The sequence below is a fragment of the Curtobacterium sp. MCBD17_030 genome (genome assembly GCF_003224255.1).
Lineage (GTDB): Bacteria > Actinomycetota > Actinomycetes > Actinomycetales > Microbacteriaceae > Curtobacterium.
The window spans coordinates 15,870-38,299 of sequence record NZ_QKLI01000025.1 but is presented as its reverse complement, the minus strand read 5'-3'; the positions used below and the strand labels follow the sequence as shown (position 1 = coordinate 38,299).

Genomic DNA, 22,430 nt, shown 5'->3' with positions numbered 1-22,430 from the left:
GGCGCATCGCGAGTCGCCCACACCGAAGACGAGGAAGCATGGTTCCGACGGAGGGACAGCAGGAGAGCGCTGCGCTCCTGGCAGGCCGGTACCGCTTGGAGCAGGTGATCGGTCGCGGCGGCATGTCCGTCGTCCACCGGGCGTGGGACGAGAGCCTGGACCGGCCCGTCGCCGTGAAGCTCTTCCACCCCGGCATCGTCGACATCGCGCGCCAGGAAGCCGAGCAGGGCGTCCTGGCCTCGCTCGACCACCACAACCTGGTCAGCCTGCTCGACGCCGGCGTCGTCGAGGACGAGCGCGGGTCCGTGCAGCGGTTCATCGTGATGGCGCTCGTGCACGGCCAGGACCTCGAGGAGCGGTTGTCGCTCGGGCCGCTCGCCTCCCGGCACATCGCCGAGATCGGTTTCGACATGGCCGAGGCGCTCGACTACATCCACGCGGAGGGCGTCGTCCACCGCGACATCAAGCCGTCGAACATCCTGCTCGTCGACTACGGCAACGGGTCCGACCGAGCGCGGGCGCGACTCACCGACTTCGGGATCGCCCTGGCCGCCGGGGTCGAGCGACTCACCGCGGACGGCGTGACGACCGGGACTGCCGCGTACCTCAGCCCGGAGCAGGCGCGCGGCACCGAGGTCGGCCCGGCCAGCGACGTGTACTCGCTCGGCCTGGTGCTGCTGCAGTGCTTCACCCGGCGGCGCGAGTTCCCGGGATCGCTCGTCGAGTCGGCGCTGGCGCGGCTGTCGCGGGACCCGGTGGTCCCGGAGCCGTTGCCCGAGCACTGGCGGCAGGCGCTCGCGGCCATGACCGCGCAGGACCCGGCGGCTCGGCCGGTCGGCGGTGAGCTGGTCGCGTTGCTCCGACACGTGGTGATCGCGGACACGGCAGCGGACGAGCCGCAGGCTGACGTCCCACCGACGACGGGGCCCACCACCGGGGCGCCCGGCGGCACCGCTGCCGCCGCGGCGGGCACGGCCGACAGCGTCCCGGCGCGCCCGACGACGCTGGATGTCCTGCCGGAGGAAGCGCTGCAGCGGACCACCGCGATGGCGGCCCGGCTGTTCGACGCGCCGATCGCCCTCATCGAGGTGCTCGACGAGGACCGGGAGTGGTCGCAGTCCTACGTCGCGGACGGCATCGACAAGTCCGCACGGAGCATCACCTTCCGCAACGGCTTCGCACCGGTGCCGGTCCCGGTCGTGATCCCGGACGGGTCGACCCACCCTGAGATGCGGAACAGCCCGCTCGTCACCGGTCCGCTCGGCATCCGGTTCTACGTCAGCGTGCCCCTGGTCCGCCACGACGGCGTGACGATCGGCACCCTCGCGGTGCTCGACTCGCGTCCCCGCACGGCCGACGACGCCGACATGGCGAACCTGCGGGACCTCGCCGCACTGGCGGTCACCCAGCTGGAGCTCCGGCAGGAGTCCCTGCGCACCAGCGACGCGTTCCCCCTGCCGCACACCGGGGGAGCGCACACCGTCGGTCCCCGCACCGGAGGCTCCCACGCGGGGGCCCTGCACACCGGTGGCAGGCACACCGGGGATGTCCGCGCCACGCCGGAGCCGGACCGCGCTGGCTGACCACCGGTGAACCGGCGGTCGTCCCCGGCATCGCGTGACTAGCGTGGGGTCCGTGGACATGGACGACGAGGCATCCCGGATGGACGAGCGGGTCGCGGACGAGCAGATCACCGGCGACCGGCTCCCGGTGGGTGGTGTCCCGGAGCGGGGCGCCGACCAGGGCGACGACGAACCGGGCACCGAGGACACGACGTCGTCGGTTCCCGAGATCACCTACGACGAGCAGCTGTACCCGGCGCGACCCCGTCGCCTGCGGCCCCGGGTGAACCTGCGCGGCGGCAGTCTGCAGCGCCGGTTCTCCGACCCGCGCGCGGCGAACGGTGAGAACCCCGCCTACATCGAGTGGCTCGTCCGACAGTCGATGCTCAAGGACGCGGACGTCCTGAGTCGCCAGCTGTCGGGGACGCCCGCCATGTGGCGGAACCCCTACGCCCGACCGGACGCCCGGCGTGCCGTGGCGACCTCGGACGTCTGGTTCACGGCCTACCCGATCTCGCTCATCACCCGCCAAGGGGAGTCCTTCCTGACGGCGCTCGCCGACCCCGAGCTGTGGTCGGCGTTCGAGCAGATCGGCATCAACGGCGTGCACACCGGCCCGGTGAAGCGCGCCGGCGGCATCCGCGGCTGGCAGGAGACCCCCAGCGTCGACGGCCACTTCGACCGGATCGGGACGCAGATCGACCCGACCTTCGGCGACGAGGAGACGTTCCAGCGGATGACCGACGTCGCCGAGGAGCACGGCGGCAGCATCATCGACGACATCGTCCCGGGGCACACCGGCAAGGGTGCCGACTTCCGCCTGGCCGAGATGGCGTTCAAGGACTACCCCGGGATCTACCACATGGTGGAGATCCCGCCGGAGGAGTGGCACCTGCTCCCGACCGTGCCGGAGCACCGCGACTCGCTCAACCTGGACGCCGCGACCGAGTCGGCCCTCGCCGAGCGCGGCTACATCATCGGTGAGCTGCAGCGGGTGATCTTCCACCAGCCCGGGGTCAAGGAGACGAACTGGAGCGTCACGGCCCCGGTCGTCGGCGTCGACGGCACCACCCGGCGCTGGGTCTACCTGCACTACTTCAAGGAGGGGCAGCCGTCCGTCAACTGGCTCGACCCGACCTTCGCCGGCATGCGTCTGGTGATCGGTGACGCCCTGCACTCGCTCGGCGACCTGGGCACCAGCGCGCTCCGGTTGGACGCCAACGGGTTCCTGGGCGTGGAGAAGAGCGCCGAAGGTGCACCGGGCTGGTCCGAGGGACACCCGCTCTCGCACGCGGCGAACCACGTCATCGCGGGCATGGTGCGCAAGGTCGGTGGCTTCACCTTCCAGGAACTCAACCTGACGATCGAGGACATCCGTGACACCGGAGCCGTCGGCGCCGATCTGTCGTACGACTTCATCAACCGGCCGGCGTACCACCACGCCCTCGCCACGGGTGACACCGAGTTCCTCCGTCTGACCCTCCGCACCTCGCTGGAGCTCGGCGTCGAACCGGTGAGCCTCGTGCACGGTATGCAGAACCACGACGAGCTCACCTACGAGCTCGTGCACTGGGCGACCCTGCACCAGGACGACGTCTACACGTTCCACGGCGAGGAGACCACGGGTGGAGCGCTCGCCGAGCGGATCCGCGCGGACCTCACCGAGGCGCTGACCGGCGAGGCCGCGGACTACAACCTGGTGTTCACGACGAACGGCATCGCCTGCACGACGGCGTCGCTCATCGCCGCGACCCAGGGGCACACGACCCTCGACGACATCGAGGACGAGGACGTCCCGCAGATCCGCGACGCGCACCTGCTGCTCGCCGCCTTCAACGCCTGGCAGCCCGGGGTCTTCGCGATGTCCGGGTGGGACCTGCTCGGGTCGCTGACGCTCCCGCGGGAACTCGTCACCGACCTCATCGCCGAGGGCGACACCCGGTGGATCGAGCGCGGCGCACACGACCTGCTCGGCGTGGCACCGGACACCGAGCGCTCTGCGTCCGGCATGCCGCGGGCCCGCTCCCTCTACGGTCCGCTGCCGGAACAGCTCGAGCGGCGGGACTCGTTCGCGTCCCGGCTCAGCGAGCTCCTGCGGGTCCGCACCGAGTACGGCATCGCGTCGGCACGCCAGGTGGACGTCCCCGAGGTCGCGCACCGCGGGATGCTCGTGATGGTGCACGAACTCGAGTCGACGGACGAGACGGGTGAGCCGGTCGTGCAGATCACCGTGCTCAACATGACGGACACCGCGCTCGACGGGACCATCCGGTCGGAGTCGCTCCCGCACGGTGCGACGGTCCTCGACGCCACGGACCACAGCGAGCTCGGCACCGTCGACGACCTGTGCAGCTTCCCGCTGAGCATCGGCGCGTACGGCTCCCGCTTCCTGGTGCTCCGCCGCACGACCGAGCAGTGACGACGGCGCCGGCCGCCGTCCCGGTCCCGCGTGATCGGGACGGCGGCCGGTCGGCTGAACCCCGGCGGACCACGGCACCGGTAGACCGGAGGACATGACGACGAGCGCCACTGCCGGTCCTGCCACCGTGTTCTCCGACGTGCAGGTCACCCTCGCCGAGAGCATCGTGTGGGACCCCGACCAGGGGGTCGCCCGCTGGGCGGACATCCCGAACGGCACCCTCATGACCGCGGACGCGGACGGCCGGGTGCTGCGCACCGCCGAGCTCGGCCCGCCGCTGGCCTCCTTCCAGCCCAGGGCGGGCGGCGGCTTCGTCGCAGCACAGGACGACACCGTGGTGCTGACCGACGACGAGGGTCACGTCGAACGACAGCTGGCGAGCGTCGAGCACGCGAACCAGGAGATGCGCTTCAACGAGGGCAAGTGCGACCCGTTCGGACGGTTCCTGGTCGGCAGCATGGACCCGACGGACGGACCGCCCGCCGGGGTGCTGTACGCGTTCTCGCCGGACGGGTCGGTGCGGGTCCTGCGGACCGGGTTCGGCACGACCAACGGCATGGAGTGGAACGACGACGGCTCCGAGATGTACGTCACCGACACCGACACGGAGACGATCTACCGTGGCTCCTACGGCCCGGACGGTGTCCTCGGCGACCTCGTGCCGTTCATCCAGGGGTCAGCACACGACGGGCTCGTGCGCGACGACGCGGGCTGCTTCTGGGGCGCGATCTACGGCGAGTCCCGGGTCGAGCGCTACGGCCCGGACGGCACGCACCTCGAGACCGTCGAGATCCCGGCGCCGAACGTGACCTCGGTGGCGTTCGGCGGCACGGACATGTCCCTGCTGCTCGTCGGGACCGCGCGGGAGAACATGACCGAGGAGCAGCTCGCCCGGGCGCCGCACTCCGGTTCCGTCTTCGCGGTGCCGACCAGCGTGCACGGCCGTCCGGCCTTCCCGTTCGGCGGCTGAGTCCTGCCGCAGTCGATCCGGGTGCGGACCGGCATCGCGGGGACGGTCGCACGGCCGCGGTAGCCTGGGCGACCGCCAGTGACCGCGAGGAGCGCCAGTGAACGACGTGCACCACCCGGGGGGCCCCTTCCCACCCGGCGCACCCGACCCCGGCGGTGCTCCCGCCCGCACCACCGACCCGGCCCTCGAGGTCCGCGTCCACCGTGTCGCCGTCGACGGCACGCACGTTCGCGTCGGTTCCTCCGGGCAGCCCGGTGACCGTGCGTTCGTGCTCGTCGCGGGACCCGGCATCGCGGAGACCTCCCCCGAGCGGCTCGTGTCGCACCTCGACGGGAACGGCCCGGTGCACGCGCTGGACCTGCCGGGCTCCCCGGGAGTGCCGTGGTTCCGGGGAGCCGTCTCGATCGAGCGCTACGCCGATGCGGTCGAGCAGGTCATCGACCACCTCGGGTTGCACGACCCGGTGCTCATCGGCCACTCGATGGGAGCGCAGGTCGTCGTCGAGGTCGCGGCCCGTCGACCGGACGTCTCCGACGTCGTGCTCATCAGTCCGGTCCTCGAGCCGGGTTCGCGGTCGGTGTGGAAGGCCACGATCCGGTTCCTGCGGTCGGCGGTGCACGAACCATCCGCGGTCCGCTGGCACGGGGTCACCACGTCCGCGCTCGGTGGGTGGCACTGGTTCCGCACGCTGTTGCCGGCGATGATCGCCTACCCCATCGAGGAACGCGCCGCCGACGTGCAGGCACACACCCTGGTCGTCCGCGGCGAGCACGACGCGCTGGTGCCACGCTCCTGGATCCGACGCCTGGCCCGGGTGCTCCCGTACGCGGTCCTCCGAGAGGTCGTCGATGGTGCGCACTCGGTGATGCAGGCCCGGGCCGACGCGGTCGCACGGATCGTGGTCGCGCACGTCGACGGTCGTCTGCGGGACCGTGGCGTCTCGTCCCTGCAGCGTGTCCGTGACGACTCGATCGCGTCCGACCTCGACCGCCTCAGCGCGACGGACCGCTGGCTCGTGGTGCGGTCCCGCTTCCTGCAGCTCATCGGCAGGGCGGAGCGCGACGACGAGCAGCTCGGAGCGGCGGAGCAGGCGCACGTCGGCGCGACGACGGACGGAGACGGGGCGCCGGTCGTCCCCGGGGTCCGCGGGACAGTGGCCGACACGGCCCATCCCCGGCCCCGCGGCGACCGCCGCCCGTTCTGACCCGCGGGCGCACGGCAGGCCCGTCACCGGTTCCGCAGAGCCGGTCACGGGCCTCTCGTGTGAGCGTCCCGACCGACCGTCGGCGGCATGCCGACCGTCTGTCCAGGGCGCACGCGTGCGCTCAGATGGTGGCGACGGAGCCGGAGTCGACGCGGTAGTTCGAGCCGTTCACGAAGCTGGCGAGTTCGGAGCAGAGGAACGCCACCACGTTCGCGACCTCTTCCGGCTCACCACGACGCTTGAGCTCCAGGTACGGGCGCTCCTCGTCGAGGAAGCTCGAGATCGCCTCGTCGAACGACGTGCCGAGCTGCTTCGCCCGCTTGTCCATCATGGCGTCAGTCATCGGGGTGTGGATGAATGCCGGGGAGACGGTGTTCACGAGCAGCCCCTCCTTCGCGTAGGACCGCGACAGGCCCTTGGCGAACGACAGCACCCCGGCCTTCGCTGCGCAGTACGGCAACTCGTCGTCGTACGGTTGCGTGGCGTCTTCGGACACCAGGTAGACGATCCGCCCCCAACCGCCGTTCCGCAGGTCCCCGATGAACTCGCGGGTGATCCGGACCGGCCCCATCAGGTCGACGTCGAGCGTCTCCTGCCAGCCGGCCTCGTCGATCTCGTGGAACATCCCCTGGGCGCCGGTGACGCCTGAGGACTGCACCAGGATGTCGATCTCGCCGACCGCGTCCCGCACCTGCTCGTGCAACGCGGCGAGGCTCTCGGCGCTGCGGACGTCCGCAGCGAACGCGTGGAGTCTGCCGGGCGGCGCCTCGAGCTGGTCGGCGCTGGTGTCGAGTCGGCTCTGCTCGATGTCGGTGACGACCACGGTGGCACCCTCCGCCAGGAGGATGCGCGCGGTGTTCCAGCCGATGCCGGAGTCACCGCCGAAGACGAGCGCGGTCTTGCCCTGGATGCCGAGGTCCACGTGTGGCCCGGACTTACTCGTGCTCAGATGCTTCGGCCACCGCGGCGGTCGTCGCGCTCGCCAGCGGCGTCCGGGGGGCACGGTTCTCTGCACTGACCATCCAGGCGAGCTGCTCGAGGCGCTCGATGAAGCCGTGCAGCAGGTCGGCGGTCGTCGGGTCCTCGTCGTCGACCTCGTCGTGCACGTCGCGCATGGTCGCGGTGGCCTGGTAGAGGCGCAGCGTGACCAGGTCGATGGCATCGTGCGTGAGCACCTCGCCGTCGGGGAACGCGTCGAGGTGGGTGCCGGCAGCGACGGTCGCGGCACGGCCGTCCGGGACGGCGTAGAGCGCGCGCATGCGCTCCGCCATGTCATCGGCGAACTCACGAGCCGCGTCGACGATCTCGTCGAGCTGCAGGTGGAGGTCACGGAAGTTGGTGCCGAGGATGTTCCAGTGGGCCTGCTTGCCCTGCAGGTGCAGGTCGATCAGGTCGACGAGGACCTTCTGCATGTTGGCGGCGAGCTTGTCCGATGCGTGCATGTGACGACTCCTTCTTCGCGGGACTGACCCTTCTGGTCTACGCGCTCCGCGACGACGAGTTCCCAGTGGGTGTCGAGGAACCGTGGCCCGGGCATCCCGACCGGGACGTCAGTGCGCGACGACGGGCGGGTCGACCTGGTCGACGGCGATGCGCATCTCCTCGAGGAACATCGCGACGACGCGGGCGTCGGTCGAGGACAGGTCCTCGGCGATCTGCATCATGCGGCGGTGCATGATGCCGAGCGTGGCCCGGACCTCGGCGTCGGTCTCGGTGGTCGGCACGATGATGAGCCCGCGGCGGTCGGTGGGGTGCGGCTCACGACGCACGTGCCCGCTCTTGACCAGACGGTCGACCAGGATCGTCGTCGAGGCGGACGAGATCTTGAGGTAGGCGGACAGGTCCTTCGGGCTGACCGAGCGGCCGGCGCGCTGGGCCTGCAGCAGGTGGCGGACCGCCAGCAGGTCCGTCTCGCCCATGCCCATCGAGTCACGGGTACGGCGGCGCATCGCCGTCTCGGAGGCCCGGTAGCGACGCAGTGCGTTCAACACGGCGACACCGCGCTGGGTGGCGTCGTCGTCCGGGAACCAGTAGCCGGACGGCTCCTCGATCTCCTGCGTCGTCATCCGATGATGGTAATCCGTCTGGTGACGAGGCTGCCGAACGATCTCCTGGACATGACGGACGGGAGGCTGCCCACCCGCTGGTGGGGAGCCTCCCGTTCGTCGTCGGTCGTGCTGGTCCGTGTCCTGTCCTGTCGTGTCGGTTCGGGTCCGTCGCGACGTCGGGTGGGCTACGCGGCGACGGACTCGTCGGCGGCGTCGGCGAGCGCGGTCAGGGCGCCACGGACGAGGCCGACGACCTCTTCGTCCTCACGCGGGTGCGTCTCGGCGAAGCGGACGACGGACTGCGGGATCGCGACCTTGACGTCCTCCAGGACCTTCGCGCCCGCGATGCCGGCGGCCTTGCGGGCGTCGTCGTGGGCCCAGACGCCGCCGTACTGGCCGAACGCCGACCCGATGACCGCGAGCGGCTTGCCGGAGATCGGCGACGAGCCGAACGGACGCGAGGCCCAGTCGAGTGCGTTCTTCAGCACGGCCGGCATCGTGCCGTTGTACTCGGGGGTGACGAGCAGGAGGCCGTCGGCGTCGGCGACGGCCTGACGGAACGCGACCGCAGCGGCCGGCGGGGTGTCGCCGTCGATGTCCTCGTTGTAGAACGGCAGGTCCACGATGCCGTCGAAGACCGAGAGCTCGATGCCCTCTGGAGCGTGCTGGACGGCTGCCTCGGTGAGTTTGCGGTTGATGGATCCGGCGCGGAGGCTGCCCACGAGGGCGACGATCTGGGTCATGACGTTCCTTCTGGTCGTGATGGTTCGACCGACAACCAATCCATCCCGCGCGGGATTCCCGCGCTGACCAGGCGGGCGTGTCCCGGGCCTCCCGACACGCGGAGCAGCCGTCGGTAGTGTCGGCCAGGTGACCCCGAGACGCACGCCGAGCGACACGCCCCGCACCACCGACCCGAACTGGTGGCGGCAGGCCGTCGTCTACCAGGTGTACCCGCGCAGCTTCGCCGACTCGGACGCGGACGGCATCGGGGACATCGCCGGCGTCACCAGCCGGGTGCCCTACCTGGCGGAACTCGGTGTGGACGCGCTCTGGCTCTCGCCGTTCTACCCGTCGCCCCTCGCCGACGGCGGGTACGACGTCGCCGACTACCGCGACGTCGACCCGAAGCTCGGTTCCCTCGATCAGATCGACGAGCTCATCCACGCCGCCCACGAGCACGACCTGCGCGTGATCGTCGACCTCGTGCCGAACCACACCTCGGACCAGCACGAGTGGTTCCGTGCCGCGCTCGCCGCGGCGCCCGGTTCCCCGGAACGGGCGCGCTACGTCTTCCGCGAGGGTGCCGGGACGGACGGCGAGCAGCCGCCGAGCGACTGGGTGTCCAACTTCGGCGGCAGCGCCTGGACCCGGGTCCCTGACGGACAGTGGTACCTGCACCTGTTCGCGCCGGAACAGCCCGACCTGGACTGGTCCAACCCCGAGGTCCACCAGGACTTCGAGCACACCCTGCGCTTCTGGTCCGACCGCGGGGTCGACGGATTCCGCGTGGACGTCGCGCACGGGCTCGCGAAGGACCTGTCGGAGCCGTACCGCCCGTCGAACGAACAGCAGCTGCCGCTCGACGGCTCAGACCCGCTGTACGACCGCGACGAGGTGCACGAGATCTTCGCCGCCTGGCGGAAGGTGCTCAACAGCTACTCGCCGCCCCGTGCCGCGATCGCCGAGGCCTGGGCGCCGGCGCCCCGCCGCGTCCTGTACGCCCGGCCGACCGAGCTCGGGCAGGCGTTCAACTTCGACCTCCTCGAGGCGCCGTTCGACGCGACCGAGTTCCGCACGCTCATCGCGCAGAACCTGGACGGAGCGCAGACCTCCGGGGGCTCGAGCACGTGGGTGCTCTCGAACCACGACGTCGTGCGGCACGCCACCCGGTACGGGCTGCCCGACGGTACGGACACCGACGAGTGGCTGATGACGGACGGGCAGACGCCGCCACTCGACCGTGACGGGGGACTCCGACGCGCGCGGGCTGCGACCCTCCTCGTCCTCGCGCTGCCCGGGTCGTCCTACGTGTACCAGGGCGAGGAACTCGGCCTGCACGAGGCGCCCGCGATCCCGCACGACCAGCTGCAGGACCCGAAGTGGCCCCGGACCGGGCACACCGTCAAGGGCCGGGACGGCTGCCGGGTGCCGATCCCCTGGACCGAGACCGGACCCTCGTTCGGCTTCGGTGACGCCGCACCGCACCTGCCGCAGCCGTCGGACTTCGGCGCCTCGAGCGTCGAGGCCGAGGACCGGGTGCCCGGTTCGACGCTGTCCTTCTACCGGGAGGCGCTGTCTGCCCGTCGGCGCCTGCAGCAGGGCGAGGAGCTCGAGTGGATCGAGACGTCGTCGCCCGAGGTCGTCGCGTTCGCGCGGCACGACGGGTGGCGGTCGTACACGAACTTCGGCGCCGAGCCGGTGCCGATGCCCGAGGGCGCCGTCGTGGTGACGTCCGCGCCGCTCACCGACGGCGAGCTCCCCGGGCACACCACCGTCTGGTTGGCGTAGTCGCGGGAGGGCCGCCCACCACCTGACCAGCTCCTCCTGCACAGCAGCCAGGCTCGCAGCGTCGCTCCACAGGTCGTCGACCAGGCCCCTGGGGGAGATCGCCGCGGCGCCACGATCGTGGCATGACACATGACACGAAGCGCACCGGTCCACCTCCGTTCCCCGCACCTCCGGACGTCCGGCCAGGGCTCCGTCGCCGGGCTGCTCGACGGGGGCTGCGGCGCTGGGCAGCCGGGGCGGCGGTCGCCGTCGCTCTGGGCGCGGCGACCCCGCTCGGCGTCAGCGGGACCGCCGCGGCGGACGACCTCACCTTCCCGTTCTCGACCGGGTTCGCCACCGCGGACGGCGGCACGCTGAGCGGTGACGCCCACATCGTCGACGGTCGACTCCGCCTGACGGACGCCGTCTTCAACGCTGCGGGTGCCTGGGCGATGGACGACTCGTTCCCGTCCGACCGTGGACTCGACATCGAGTTCGACTACGCGATGTACACCGAGGACGCGCAGGGGGCGGACGGCCTGCTCCTGTCCCTGGCCGACGGCTCCGTGCCACCGGGTGTCGGCGCCTACGGTGCCGCCCTCGGGTACTCCTGCCGGGCCGCGGACACCCAGGGACAGTCGACCTGCACGTTGCCCGGTCTGCCGGGCGCGTTCGCGGCCGTGGCCCTCGACCAGTACGGCAACTTCTCGCTGCCGTTCAACGACAGCGGCCCCGGTCGCACCCCCGACACCGTGACGATCCGGGGTTCCGGTGACGGCACGACCGGGTACCGCTTCGTCCAGCACGCCGTGATCGACGGCGGGGTGGCGACCGGTTCCCGCGTCCCGCGGAAGGTGCGTGTCGTCCTGCAGCCCGAGGACGACGGCCTGACCCTCACCGTCCGGCTGTCCTTCCCGGGCGGTGCCGACCGCACCGTACTCGACCACGTGCAGTTGCAGGGCCCGGGCCAGGCGCCGCTCCCGGAGACCCTCCGGCTGGGTTTCACCGCGGCCACCGGGTCGTTCCGGAGCGTGCACGAGATCGACGCGCTCCGTGTGGCCCAGCCCGCCGACCTCCGTGTCGAGCACGACATGCCGCCGGTCGTCGCCGGGGACCGTGTCCGGTACACCGTCACGGCGTCGAACGTCGGGGTGAACGCATCCGACCCGAGCCCGGTGACGGTGGACGTCCCCGACCAGCTCCGTGACGTCACGTGGACCTGCAGCGTGCCCGGCCCCTCGACCTGCCGCGACGCGTCGGGGAGCGGGGACGTCTCGACCGCGGTCGGACTCACCCCCGGTGCTGCGGCGACGTTCACGATCGAGGGGCGACTCGACCCCGGGGCCTCCGGTCAGATCGCGAGCACGGCGACGATCGACACCGCTCCCGGGTTGTCCGACACGAACCCGTCGGACAACACCTCGCGGGATGCGGCGCCCGTTGCCACGATCGCCCAGGTGTCGACCGACAAGAGCGTGACCCCGGGACAGGTCGAGCCGGGTGACGAGCTCGAGTACACCGTGACCGCACGCAACGACGGCCCGTCGACCGCGCGCGACGTGGGGGCCGTCGACGACCTGCCGGCGCAGCTGACGTTCGTCGGTCCGGGTGGCTCGGGTGGTGCGTGCACGGCTGCGGGGCAGCGGGTGACGTGCACCGGTGGCGGGGACCTGGCTCCGGGACAGGAGCACGCCTTCCAGTTCCGGGCGCGGCTCGACCCGCAGTACTCCGGAGACGGTTCCGACGTGGTGAACGTGGCCACCGGGACTTCCCCGACCGACCCGGACGGTGGCGAGGAGTCGCCGGAGGTGCCGATTCAGGTCGTCGACCCGGACGAGCCGGGTGAGCCAGATGGGCCGGGTGACCCGGACGGGCCGGGAGAGCCTGACGGGCCGGGTGACCCGGACGGGCCCGGTGAGCCGGACGGGCCCGGCGACCCGGACGGGCCGGGCGACCCGGACGGCCCCGGCGGGACCGGAGGGCCGGACGCGACAGCGACGCCGGGCACCGGCGGGCTGCCGGGCGCGGTCTCCGGACCGGGCGGGCCGAGCGCCTCGACCCCGGCGGGCACCGAGCCGGGGGACGCAGCACCGCCACGGGCGGGCGCGCTGGCCTACACGGGAGTGCAGGGACTGGCGCTCGTGGGGCTGACCGGGCTCCTGCTCACGACCGCCGGGGTCATCGTGTGGGTGCTCCGCCGCCGCCGGACCCATGACGGAGCGGAGTCCACCGAGTCGTGGCAGGTCACCGAGCAGAGCGCCGAGACGGGCCGGTGCGCGCAGACGGACCAGTGCACGCAGGCGGGACAGTGCGCAGGCCGGTGCTCTGGATCGGGCCTGTTCTCCGAGTTGGCCCAGCAGGCCGGACGGGGGTAGGACACCGGCGGGGTGGGTGCACCGCCCACCCCGCCGCGGTCCCGCCGGACAGGTGCCCACATCGACGGCGGTAGGATCGACCGTACGAACCGACAGCCCGAGAGAGGTCCCGTGTCCCACTCCGTGGACGACGCCGCGCAGCGAGCACGGTACTGGCCGGTCCCGGTCCTCCGGGCCGTTCCGGCAGCCGTGATCGCGATGGTGATCACGTTCTCCCCGAACCACTCGGCCGGCTTCGGCCTGGTGCTGTTCGGTGTCTTCGCCCTCGTGGACGGCGCGGTGCTCGCCTGGGGCAGCGCGTCCCGACTCCCCGGGGACGACCGCTCACGACGCTCGGGTCTCGCGCAGGCTGCGCTCTCGGTCGTGGCCGGTGTCGCGGCGCTCGCGTGCAACGGCCTCGGACTGCCGGCGTTCATCACCCTGGTCGTGGCGTTCGCCGTCCTGACCGGCGCACTCGAACTGTCACAGGGTCTGCGGGCCCGTCGGCGCTCGCCGTTCGCCCGCGACTGGACGACGGTCGGCGGCCTCACGCTGTTGCTCGCGATCGCGTTCCTGCTGACGCCGCCGGACTACTCGCAGCAGCTCGGCGGGGTGGAGCGGGTGACCGGCACCCTCGACGCGTCGATCGTCCTGGTCGGTCTCCTCGGCGCCTACCTCGCCATCGCGGCGGTCTTCCACCTGATCGCCGGCCTCTCGCACAAGTGGGGAACGGCTGCCCCGGCGGTCGCCCCGGACGGAGCACCACACGCATGAGCACCCCCACCCGCCGCGACCGTCTGCGTCCCGCCGAGCTCCTCGGGATGTCCGCCGTGATCGCGGTCGTCGTCGGGCTCGTCGTGCTGATGTCGACGCGTGAACCCACGCTGTCCTTGATCTTCTTCGGCGTGAGCTTCGTCGTCGTGGTCGTCGTCATGGCCATGCTCCAGCTGACCTCGACCACCGACCAGGACGACAACGACATGCTCGGCGGCCACAACACCCCCGGACGAGGAGACGACGACGGCTTCCACTGAGTCCACGACCCGACGAACCACGTCGGGATCGCACCGGCCCGAGCAGGGTGATCCGCGCCTCCCGGCTCGCTACCGGCACCGGTACCTGATCCTCGCGGTCTGCTGCATGAGCCTGTTCATCGTGTCGATGGACGCCACCGTGGTGAACGTCGCACTGCCGTCCATCGGCCGCGAACTCCACAGCACGATCTCCGGCCTGCAGTGGACCATCGACGCCTACACGCTCGTCCTCGCCAGCCTGCTGCTGCTCTCCGGTTCGACGGCGGACCGCATCGGCCGGCGCACGACGTTCCAGGTCGGGCTCGCGCTCTTCACGGCCGGGTCGCTGCTGTGCTCGCTCGCCCCGAGTGTCGGCTGGCTCGTCGTCTTCCGCATGGTCCAGGCGGTCGGCGGGTCCATGATGAACCCGGTCGCGATGAGCATCATCACGGCGACCTTCGACGACGCGAAGGAGCGAGCCCGCGCCGTCGGCGTCTGGGGTGCGGTCGTCGGTGTCTCGATGGGCGTCGGACCGCTGGTCGGCGGCGCGCTGACGGACACCGTGGGGTGGCGGGCGATCTTCCTCATCAACGTCCCGATCGGGATCGCCGCGGTCGTGCTGACGTTCCTCTTCGTCCCGGAGTCGCGTTCGCCGAAGCCGCGGAAGCTCGACCCGCTCGGGCAGGGCATCGTCATCGTGCTGCTCGCGAGCCTGGTCGGCGGTCTCATCGAGGGTCCGCGCCTGGGCTGGGCATCGCCTGGCGCGCTCGGACTCTTCGTCCTCGCGGCCGCGGCGCTGGTCGCCCTCGTGGTCGTCGAGGGGCGCACCGCCGAGCCGCTGATCGACCTCCGGTTCTTCCGGAGCATCCCGTTCTCCTCCGCCGTCGGCACCGCACTCGTGGCGTTCGGTGCGAACGGGGCGTTCCTGTTCCTCAGCGCGCTCTACCTCCAGGAGGTCCGGGGGATGACCCCGTTCGAGGCGGGCCTCTGGACGCTTCCCTCCGCCCTGATGACGATGCTCGTGTCGCCGATCTCCGGCCGGCTCATCGGCACCGTCGGTACGAGGGTGCCGCTCGTCCTCGCCGGCATCGGGATCGCCGGTGCCGGTGCGGTCCTGACGACCGTGCAGGCGTCGACGCCGATGTGGGTCCTCGTGGCGGCGTTCGTGCTGTTCGGCTTCGGGTTCGGCATGGTGAACGCACCCATCACGAACACCGCGGTGTCGGGGATGCCCCGCGCCCAGTCCGGCTCCGCTGCCGCCGTCGCCTCGACCAGCCGGCAGACCGGGGTGTCGCTCGGAGTCGCCCTCGCCGGGACGGTCACGGGAGCGAGCGCGGTCGCGACGGTCGGGTCCGGGTTCGCGGTGGCCACGCACCCGATGTGGTGGATCGTCGTCGGGATCGGCGCGGCGATCGTCCTCGTGGGCTTCCTGTCGACCACGGCGGCCGCACGACGGTCCGTCGAGAGCATCGCGCCGCTGCTCCGCGGCTGACGCACGGGCGGCGGTCCCGCTCGGTGCGGCCACCCGGCGCTGGGACGCCACCGCCCGGGACGTCCGTGCCCGGGACTTCCGTGCCCGCGACGTCAGCGCCGCGCTGCGACGATCGCCCGGGCCAGCGCCTGCGTCGCCCGGTTGGGCTCCGGGACGCTGCGCATCGCGAGTCCGATCCGGAGCGGCTCGACCTCGTCCTCGAGCTCCAGCACGGCACCGTCGTGGCGGACGCCCGAGTCCGGGACGACGCCCACGCCGATGCCCGCCGACGCGAAGCGCACCACCGCGGGCATGTCGTTCATCTCGGCGACCACCCGGCGCCGGATGCCGAGCCGGTCGAGTACACCGTCCAGGATCATCCGGTTGGCGAACCCGTGCGCGGTGTCCACGAAGGACTCGTCAGCCAGTTCCGCCAGCGACACCGAGGAGCGACCGGCGAGCGGGTGGTCGGCGGCGACGAACACCCGGAACGGCATCTCGCGCAGGGGTTCGACGACGACGCCGGACGGGGTCGTCGGCAGGCCGGTGTACGCGAGGTCCAGCCGTCCCGCGACCAGGTCCTGCACGAGCCCCGTGGTCCCGCTCGGTGAGGTCATGAGCTCGACGGCGACCAGCGGATGGCGCTGCCGGAAGCCGCGCAGGACGCCGGTCAGGTCGACGACGTCCATGCTCGTGAAGATCCCCAACCGGACCCGGCCGCGGAGTTCGGCGTCGGACACCGCGGCGACGTCGCGCATCCGGTCGAGCGACTCGAGGACGGCGCGGGCATGGGGCAGCAGGTCCTCGCCGGTGGCGGTCAGGACGAGGCGTCGGCCGCCGCGTTCGAAGAGCCGCACTCCGAGCGTCCGTTCCAGGCTCGCGATGCCGGCCGACACGGTCGACTGTGCAGCCCAGAGCCGTTCGGCCGCACGGGTGACGCTGCCCTCGGCCGCGACGTTGAGGAACTGTTCGAGCAGGCGGGTCTCCATGCCACCATCATCGATGATCTCGATGGCGCACATCAAGATGATCCGTTTGACCCGATGAACGGGCCGCGCGAGCATCGGAGCATGTCAACCGTCATCGAACCTCCGGCGACCGGCTCACCGGCCACGGCTCCGGCCCCTCGCGGCCGTCTTGCGCACACCCGCCGGCGCCACGGCTACGGCTTCTGGGCCGTCGCCTTCGCGTTCACCTCGGTGATGGCCTTCGCGACCGTCCCCGCGCCGCTCTACGTCATCTACCAGGCACGAGACGGTTTCCCGACCTTCACCACGACCGTCGTCTTCGCCGCCTACGGGCTCGGTGTGGTCGGGTCCCTGTGGCTCGCCGGGCACCTCAGCGACGTGCACGGTCGTCGCCCGCTCATCCTCGTCTCGATCGCGCTGGAACTCGTCGCCGCGGTCCTGTTCCTGGTCTGGAACGACGTGACGGGTCTGATCGTCGCGCGACTCGTCACCGGTCTCGGCGTCGGGACACTCACCGCCACGGCGACCGCGCACCTCGGCGAACTCAAGGTCCGGGCGACCGGTGACGAGTCCTCCGCGAAGGGCGCGAGCGTCGCAGCTGGCGTGGTGAACCTCGGCGGACTCTCCCTCGGCGCGCTCATCGGCGGCGCGCTGGCCGAGTTCGTCGGACGGCCGCTGATGGTCCCGTACGTGGTGTTCGTCGTGGCACTCGTGATCGCGTTCGTGGTCGTCCTCGCCGTCCCGGAGACCGTCGACCGTCCGACCGAGCCCGTGCCGTACCACCCGCAGCCGCTGCGGGCACCCGAGGGCCAGGGCGCCGCGTTCTGGGCCGCCGGCACCGGTGCCTTCGCCGCGCTCGCCGTGCAGGGGCTCTTCACGTCGGTCGCGCCGACGTTCCTCGGCACCACCTTCCACGTGACCGACCGGCTGGCCGCCGGTGCGACGACCTTCGGCGTCTTCGCCGCGAGTGCCCTGTCCCAGGTGGTGTTCGCGAAGCTCCCGCAGCGCACCCAGATCCGTCTCGGCGTCGTCCTGCTGGTCGGCGGGCTCGCCGTCCTCGCGGTGTCCGCGGTGGTCCTCCAGGTCGCCGGCTTCATCGGTGGTGGCGTCGTCGCGGGTGCCGGCGTCGGCCTCCTCTTCCGCGCCTCCATCGGCAGCGCCGGTGCCCTCGTCGGCCCGGAGGAGCGCGGCGGGGTCCTCGCGGCCACCTTCCTCATCGCCTACGCCGGGCTCACCGTGCCGGTCGTCGCGGTCGGCGCCGCGCTGCTCGTACTGCCCACCCTGCCGGTCCTCATCGGGTACGTGGTGCTCGTCGCGGCGCTCGCGGTCTTCGCCGGAGCCCGACTGGCCGCACGCGCCTGACCGGCACGCGCCTCCCGGCCGAGACGGGCCTGTCTGCGAGAGACGCCGCGGACTCGGCGAGACGCCGCCGGATCCAGCGGCGTCTCGTCCGCTCGGCGGCGTCTCGGGCATGCGGCCCTCCGGCCGGGAGGCCCGCACCCCTCCGGCATACTGGCCGCATGCCCGCCCAGCGCTCTCGTTCCACCCTGACCGGCACCGCCGCTGTGGTCGCCGCCGTCGTCGTGATCGGCGGCTTCGCGCTGACGAACGCCCGTGAGGGTGACGACGCCGTCCTCTCCGCGGCTCCCTCGGCAACGGCGACCGCTCCGGCCGGCCAGGGCGCCGACACCGGCAGCACCGACACCGGCAGCACCGACACCGGCAGCACCGAGACCAGCAGCGACAGCAGCGTCGCGGTCATCACCCGCAGCGGCCCGGACCTGCCCGGCACCGCGGTCCTCGACCGGTGCGCGTCGGACGGCCGCGCCTCGGTCGCGCGGTACGACACGGCCGCACTCGGCGAGGTCGTGCTGCAGTGCGGCACCTCGGCGCAGGGCTACGAGCACATCCGCGTCCGGCACACCCGCGACTGGCAGGACGTCCTGGCGGGGCACACCACGCAGCGGGACTGGGACGACGCCATGCTCACGGCGGTGCGGGCGGCGCTGACGAATCCGCAGAAGGGGCTTCCCGTCGACGCCGGGGACGGCAAGGTCTGTTACGCCGCACCCGTCCGCTTCGACGACGGCAGCACGCCCAGCCCGGACGGGTTCGTCAAGGTGATCGTCTCGGCGACCACCGAGCGGGTGATCACCGCGTACCCGACGCGCGACTCCGACTGCTGACCAGCTGGCGCCGGCCGGCCACCACGCCGAGACGATCGTCGGCATCGGCATCGGCATCGGCATCGGCACCGGTCAGGCGTGCACCTCGTGTTCGTGCCGCTGGTGCGAAGCGGGCTCGAGCTGGAACGTGGAGTGCTCGACCGGAACGTCGAAGTGCTCGGCGACGCACTGCTGCAGCTCGTCGAGGATCGCCGGCGCGTGCGCGGTCGTGAAGCAGTGGTCGTCCACCACGACGTGCGCGGTGAGGTTCGGGACGCCCGTCGACACCAGCGTGGCGTGCAGGTCGTGCACCGCGATGACGTGGTCGAGCTCCAGGATGTGTCCGCGGACGGCGTCCAGGTCCAGGCCACGCGGGGTCGCCTCGAGCAGCACGTCGGCGGTCTCGCGCAGGAGCTTCACGGCCCGGGGCAGGATGAGCACGCCGATGAGCAGTGCGGCGACGGAATCGGCTCGCTGCCACCCGGTCAGGAACAGCACGACGGCCGCGACGATGACGGCGACGGACCCGAGGGTGTCGTTGAGGACCTCGAGCCGAGCGGCCCGCGAGGTGAAGCCCTCACCGGATGCCCGGACCAGCACCGCGAACGCGACGAGGTTGCCGATGAGCCCCACGAAGCCGAAGACCAGCAGCGGTCCGGCGCCGATCTCCTCCGGGACGAACAACCGTCGCACCGCCGAGATCACGACGTAGACGCCGACGGCGAGCAGGATCGCCGCCTGGGCCGTCGCGCCGAGGACCTCGGCGCGCTGGTACCCCCAGGTGCGCCGTGCGGTCGGGATGCGCCGGGCGAGCCGGGTGGCGACGAGGCCGATCCCGAGCCCGCCGGTGTCGACGACCATGTGCCCGGCGTCGACGAGCAGTGCGAGCGACCCGGTGACGACCGCGCCGACGATCTCGGCCAGCAGGATGCTCGCCGAGATGCAGAACGCGATCAGCAGCGCACGCTCGGACGCGTGTCCGTGCTGGTGTCCCATGTCGCCCATCGTAGGAGCCGCCTCCGACGGCGTGCCAGGATCGGAGCGTGACCGGGTCGCCGTACCAACTGAGCGCGCCCGACGACGGCCTCGCGGCGCTCCACCCGCGGCTCCGCACCTACTTCGGGGCGGTTCCGCCCGGACACGTCGGCCGCGGCACCGGCGTCTTCTCCGTCGTCGGCACCCCGAGGCGCTGGCTCTGGCCGCTCCTGGCCGCCTTCGCGCGGGACGGGGTGATGTTCCCGGTGTGGGAGCACGACGTCCCGTTCACGGTCGAGAACCGCCCGGTCCAGGTGCGTCGCGGACGGCCGGGAACGGACCCCGGCCGGGAGGCGCGCCCAGCGGTCCGCGCGCACCGCACCTTCCACTTCGCGAACGGTGACCGCACCATGGTCGACGCGATCACGGCGGAGCCGGAGGGACTCGTCGACCACCTCGGCCACCGCGGCCGGGTGAGCGCGCTGCTGGCGGTCGAGGTCCCCGTGGCCGGACCCGACGCGGGGGCGCTCCGCCTGGTCTCCACCCGCGTGACCGTGCATGCGCTGGGTCGGGAGTGGAGCCTCCCGGTCGTCATCGCGCCGCGGGTGGAGCTGACGGAACGATTCGATGACGATGCGGACGAGCAGCGCGTGTCCCTGACGCTCTCCGCGCCGGTGATCGGCACGCTGTACCGGTACGAGGGGGCGTTCCGGTACGCCGTCGTGCCCGACGACGTGTGACCGGAGCCGGGAGGACAGCATGGACGAGCAGCAGCAACAGCGGCGTGTGGTGGTGGCGGGGGCGAGTGGTTTCGTCGGCCGGCACCTGCAGGACGCGTTCCGCGCCGAGGGGTACCAGGTCGTCACCGTCGGCAGGACCGGTGACGCGGTGTGGGGCAACACCCTGCGGATCCGCGAACTCGTGGTCGGTGCCGACCTCGTCGTGAACATGGCGGGCAAGAGCGTCAACTGCCGGTACGGGCGCCGGAACCGAGCGGAGATCATGCGCTCCCGCGTCGACACCACGCTCGAACTCGCCGAGGCGATCCGGTCGGCCGAGCACCCGCCGCCGCTGTGGCTGAACGCCTCGACCGCGACGATCTACCGACACGCCGACGACCGGCCGCAGGACGAGGCGACCGGTGAACTCGGCGAGGGGTTCTCGGTCTCCGTCGCCCGCGCGTGGGAGGACGCACTCTTCGCGACGGACCTGCCCGGGACACGGCGTGTGGCGCTCCGGATGGCGATCGTGTTCGGCGACGGCAGTGCGTTGCTGCCGCTCCTGCGGTTGGCGCAGGTCGGACTCGGCGGTCCCCAGTACGACGGGCCGTGGTTCCCGACCCGAGCACGCCTGGCCGCGGGGACCTACCACCACGACCGGCACACCCACGGGCGGCAGCGCTTCAGCTGGGTGCACATCGACGACGTCCTCGGTGCGATCCGGTTCATCCGCGACCATGAGGACATCGACGGACCGGTGAACGTCACCAGCCCGGAGCCGTCCGACAACCGCACCGTGATGGCGACCCTGCGCGACGCCGTCGGGCGCCGCTTCGGCCTGCCGACCTGGCGGTGGATGCTCGAGCTCGGGTCGTTCGCCATCCGCACCGAGACCGAGCTCGTGCTGAAGAGCCGGTGGGTGGTACCGACGCGGCTGACCGAGGCCGGCTACGTGTTCCGCTACCCGCACCTGCACGGCGCGCTCGCCGGGATCATCACGGAACGGCGTCAGCACCGGGGCTGAGCTCGGCGGCCGGGGGCTGCTGCCCGCGGGACGCCGGTGTCGGCGCCGACGCCGACGTCCACGGTCGAGACGCCGGCGTCTGTGCAGGACGCCCCGGTGTGCTCGAGACGCCGCCGGATCCCGCGGCGTCTCGGACGCCCGGCGGCGTCTCGCGACCGGCAGCGCCGGCCCGCGGCGGCCGCGACGACCACAGCACCGCGCCCACGACCACCGCGCCCGCGAGCACCTCGACCAGGTCCGGGACCTCGCCGAACGCCGCCCACGATGCCAGCACCCCGACGACCGGCACCAGCATCGAGAACGGCGCGACCGTGCTCGACGGGTACCTGCCCATCAGCCGCGACCAGATGCCGTAGCCGACGACGCTCGCCGCCAGCACGATGTAGAGGACCGCGAGGTCCGCGGGTACGGCGGCGGCGGTGAACGCGGTGCCGAGCGCCTGCCCGATCCGGTCCGGCCCCTCGACCAGGAACGACAGGACGGCCATCGGGATCGGCGGCACCACGGCCCACCAGAGGGTGAGGTGCAGCGGGTTCACCGGGCCGGCCTTCCGGGTCGCGACGTTGCCGATCGCCCAGCCGAGGGCGCCGCAGAGCACGAGCACGACGGGCAGCAGTGCCGCGGTCTGGGCGCGGTGCAGGGCGATCACGGCGAGGGCGGCCACGGCGATGCTGACCCCGACCACCTGCCGGGCGCTCAGCCGTTCGCGGAGCAGCACCCCGGCGAGCAGCACGGTGAACGGCGCCGAGGCCTGCACGACGAGCGACGCCAACCCCGAGGGCATGCCGGCCGCCATGCCGAGGTAGAGGAACGCGAACTGCAGCACGCCGAGCGTCGCGCCGACCAGGACGATCCACCGGAACGGGATCGGCGGCCGCGGCACGAACAGCAGCGTCGGGACGGCGAGCAGCGTGAACCGGAGTGCGGCGAGCAGGAACGGCGGGTAGTGCTCGAGGGCGATCGCCGTGGCGGGGAAGTTCAGCCCCCACGCGACGGCGACGACGAGGGCCAGGATGCGGTCGCGGAGCAGCACCGGACGATCGTCCCG

20 protein-coding genes are annotated in these 22,430 nt (G+C 72.1%); 13 read left to right on the top strand and 7 right to left on the bottom strand.

Annotated features, from left to right (window positions below; all coding sequences use genetic code 11):
* Window positions 1-38 precede the first annotated feature (38 nt).
* The 4 genes from DEI89_RS15810 to DEI89_RS15795 all read left to right on the top strand — a co-directional run bounded on the left by DEI89_RS15810 (window position 39) and on the right by DEI89_RS15795 (window position 6,155).
* Window positions 39-1,583, top strand: a complete 1,545-nt coding sequence (locus DEI89_RS15810) for a GAF domain-containing serine/threonine-protein kinase (protein WP_110905019.1) — start codon at window positions 39-41, stop codon at window positions 1,581-1,583.
* A gap of 58 nt (window positions 1,584-1,641) precedes the next feature.
* The gene (gene treS / locus DEI89_RS15805; RefSeq protein ID WP_258366279.1) at window positions 1,642-3,981 is read left to right on the top strand and encodes a maltose alpha-D-glucosyltransferase; all 2,340 of its coding nucleotides are present in this window, start codon (window positions 1,642-1,644) and stop codon (window positions 3,979-3,981) included.
* Window positions 3,982-4,075: 94 nt separating this feature from the next.
* Complete coding sequence (locus DEI89_RS15800; RefSeq protein ID WP_110905018.1) at window positions 4,076-4,951, top strand: SMP-30/gluconolactonase/LRE family protein; 876 nt, start codon at window positions 4,076-4,078, stop codon at window positions 4,949-4,951.
* 97 nt (window positions 4,952-5,048) lie between these two features.
* Window positions 5,049-6,155, top strand: a complete 1,107-nt coding sequence (locus DEI89_RS15795) for an alpha/beta fold hydrolase (protein WP_110905017.1) — start codon at window positions 5,049-5,051, stop codon at window positions 6,153-6,155.
* Window positions 6,156-6,276: 121 nt separating this feature from the next.
* Here DEI89_RS15795 and DEI89_RS15790 read toward each other — a convergent pair whose 3' ends face one another.
* The 4 genes from DEI89_RS15790 to DEI89_RS15775 all read right to left on the bottom strand — a co-directional run bounded on the left by DEI89_RS15790 (window position 6,277) and on the right by DEI89_RS15775 (window position 8,946).
* Window positions 6,277-7,077, bottom strand: coding sequence for an SDR family NAD(P)-dependent oxidoreductase (locus DEI89_RS15790; RefSeq protein ID WP_110905016.1), 801 nt, complete (start codon window positions 7,075-7,077; stop codon window positions 6,277-6,279).
* 13 nt (window positions 7,078-7,090) lie between these two features.
* Window positions 7,091-7,597, bottom strand: coding sequence for a Dps family protein (locus DEI89_RS15785; RefSeq protein WP_110905015.1), 507 nt, complete (start codon window positions 7,595-7,597; stop codon window positions 7,091-7,093).
* A 108-nt stretch (window positions 7,598-7,705) separates the two neighbouring features.
* A complete protein-coding gene (locus DEI89_RS15780) occupies window positions 7,706-8,221 on the bottom strand; it encodes a MarR family winged helix-turn-helix transcriptional regulator (RefSeq protein ID WP_110905014.1) in 516 nt (171 codons plus the stop codon).
* Between the two features lie 167 nt (window positions 8,222-8,388).
* Complete coding sequence (locus tag DEI89_RS15775; RefSeq protein ID WP_110905013.1) at window positions 8,389-8,946, bottom strand: NADPH-dependent FMN reductase; 558 nt, start codon at window positions 8,944-8,946, stop codon at window positions 8,389-8,391.
* A 127-nt stretch (window positions 8,947-9,073) separates the two neighbouring features.
* On the opposite strand from DEI89_RS15775, the gene DEI89_RS15770 reads away from it, so the two are divergent.
* The 5 genes from DEI89_RS15770 (at window position 9,074) to DEI89_RS15750 (ending at window position 15,552) form a co-directional block, all read left to right on the top strand.
* Window positions 9,074-10,714 carry a glycoside hydrolase family 13 protein gene (locus DEI89_RS15770; protein ID WP_110905012.1) on the top strand — a complete coding sequence of 547 codons (1,641 nt, stop codon included), beginning with the start codon at window positions 9,074-9,076 and terminating at the stop codon, window positions 10,712-10,714.
* Between the two features lie 122 nt (window positions 10,715-10,836).
* On the top strand, window positions 10,837-13,068 hold the full coding sequence (locus DEI89_RS15765) for a DUF11 domain-containing protein (protein WP_110905011.1): 2,232 nt from the start codon (window positions 10,837-10,839) through the stop codon (window positions 13,066-13,068).
* A gap of 111 nt (window positions 13,069-13,179) precedes the next feature.
* Window positions 13,180-13,821 (top strand): DUF308 domain-containing protein, encoded by a 642-nt coding sequence (locus tag DEI89_RS15760; RefSeq protein ID WP_258366276.1) that lies wholly within the window; start codon window positions 13,180-13,182, stop codon window positions 13,819-13,821.
* Complete coding sequence (locus DEI89_RS15755; protein ID WP_110905010.1) at window positions 13,818-14,081, top strand: hypothetical protein; 264 nt, start codon at window positions 13,818-13,820, stop codon at window positions 14,079-14,081. Before DEI89_RS15760 ends, DEI89_RS15755 begins: the two co-directional genes overlap by 4 nt.
* Window positions 14,082-14,166: 85 nt before the next feature.
* Entirely contained in the window at window positions 14,167-15,552 is a 1,386-nt protein-coding gene (locus DEI89_RS15750) for an MFS transporter (RefSeq protein ID WP_309146538.1), read from the top strand.
* Between the two features lie 92 nt (window positions 15,553-15,644).
* Here DEI89_RS15750 and DEI89_RS15745 read toward each other — a convergent pair whose 3' ends face one another.
* Window positions 15,645-16,553 carry a LysR family transcriptional regulator gene (locus DEI89_RS15745; protein WP_181421697.1) on the bottom strand — a complete coding sequence of 303 codons (909 nt, stop codon included), beginning with the start codon at window positions 16,551-16,553 and terminating at the stop codon, window positions 15,645-15,647.
* Between the two features lie 48 nt (window positions 16,554-16,601).
* On the opposite strand from DEI89_RS15745, the gene DEI89_RS15740 reads away from it, so the two are divergent.
* Together DEI89_RS15740 and DEI89_RS15735 are read left to right on the top strand one after the other, a co-directional pair.
* Window positions 16,602-17,861 (top strand): MFS transporter, encoded by a 1,260-nt coding sequence (locus tag DEI89_RS15740; RefSeq protein ID WP_110905007.1) that lies wholly within the window; start codon window positions 16,602-16,604, stop codon window positions 17,859-17,861.
* A 158-nt stretch (window positions 17,862-18,019) separates the two neighbouring features.
* Window positions 18,020-18,685, top strand: coding sequence for a hypothetical protein (locus tag DEI89_RS15735; protein WP_146236829.1), 666 nt, complete (start codon window positions 18,020-18,022; stop codon window positions 18,683-18,685).
* A gap of 72 nt (window positions 18,686-18,757) precedes the next feature.
* Here the strand turns inward: DEI89_RS15735 and DEI89_RS15730 are convergent, their stop codons facing one another.
* Window positions 18,758-19,660, bottom strand: coding sequence for a cation diffusion facilitator family transporter (locus DEI89_RS15730; RefSeq protein WP_375537780.1), 903 nt, complete (start codon window positions 19,658-19,660; stop codon window positions 18,758-18,760).
* 47 nt (window positions 19,661-19,707) lie between these two features.
* On the opposite strand from DEI89_RS15730, the gene DEI89_RS15725 reads away from it, so the two are divergent.
* Both DEI89_RS15725 and DEI89_RS15720 read left to right on the top strand, forming a co-directional pair.
* The gene (locus DEI89_RS15725; protein WP_110905004.1) at window positions 19,708-20,379 is read left to right on the top strand and encodes a DUF4166 domain-containing protein; all 672 of its coding nucleotides are present in this window, start codon (window positions 19,708-19,710) and stop codon (window positions 20,377-20,379) included.
* A gap of 19 nt (window positions 20,380-20,398) precedes the next feature.
* On the top strand, window positions 20,399-21,382 hold the full coding sequence (locus tag DEI89_RS15720) for an epimerase (protein WP_110905003.1): 984 nt from the start codon (window positions 20,399-20,401) through the stop codon (window positions 21,380-21,382).
* On the opposite strand, the gene DEI89_RS15715 is transcribed toward DEI89_RS15720, so the two are convergent.
* Window positions 21,354-22,415, bottom strand: coding sequence for an EamA family transporter (locus DEI89_RS15715; protein ID WP_258366275.1), 1,062 nt, complete (start codon window positions 22,413-22,415; stop codon window positions 21,354-21,356). The two genes, DEI89_RS15720 and DEI89_RS15715, sit on opposite strands and share 29 nt — an antisense overlap.
* Window positions 22,416-22,430: the final 15 nt, after the last annotated feature.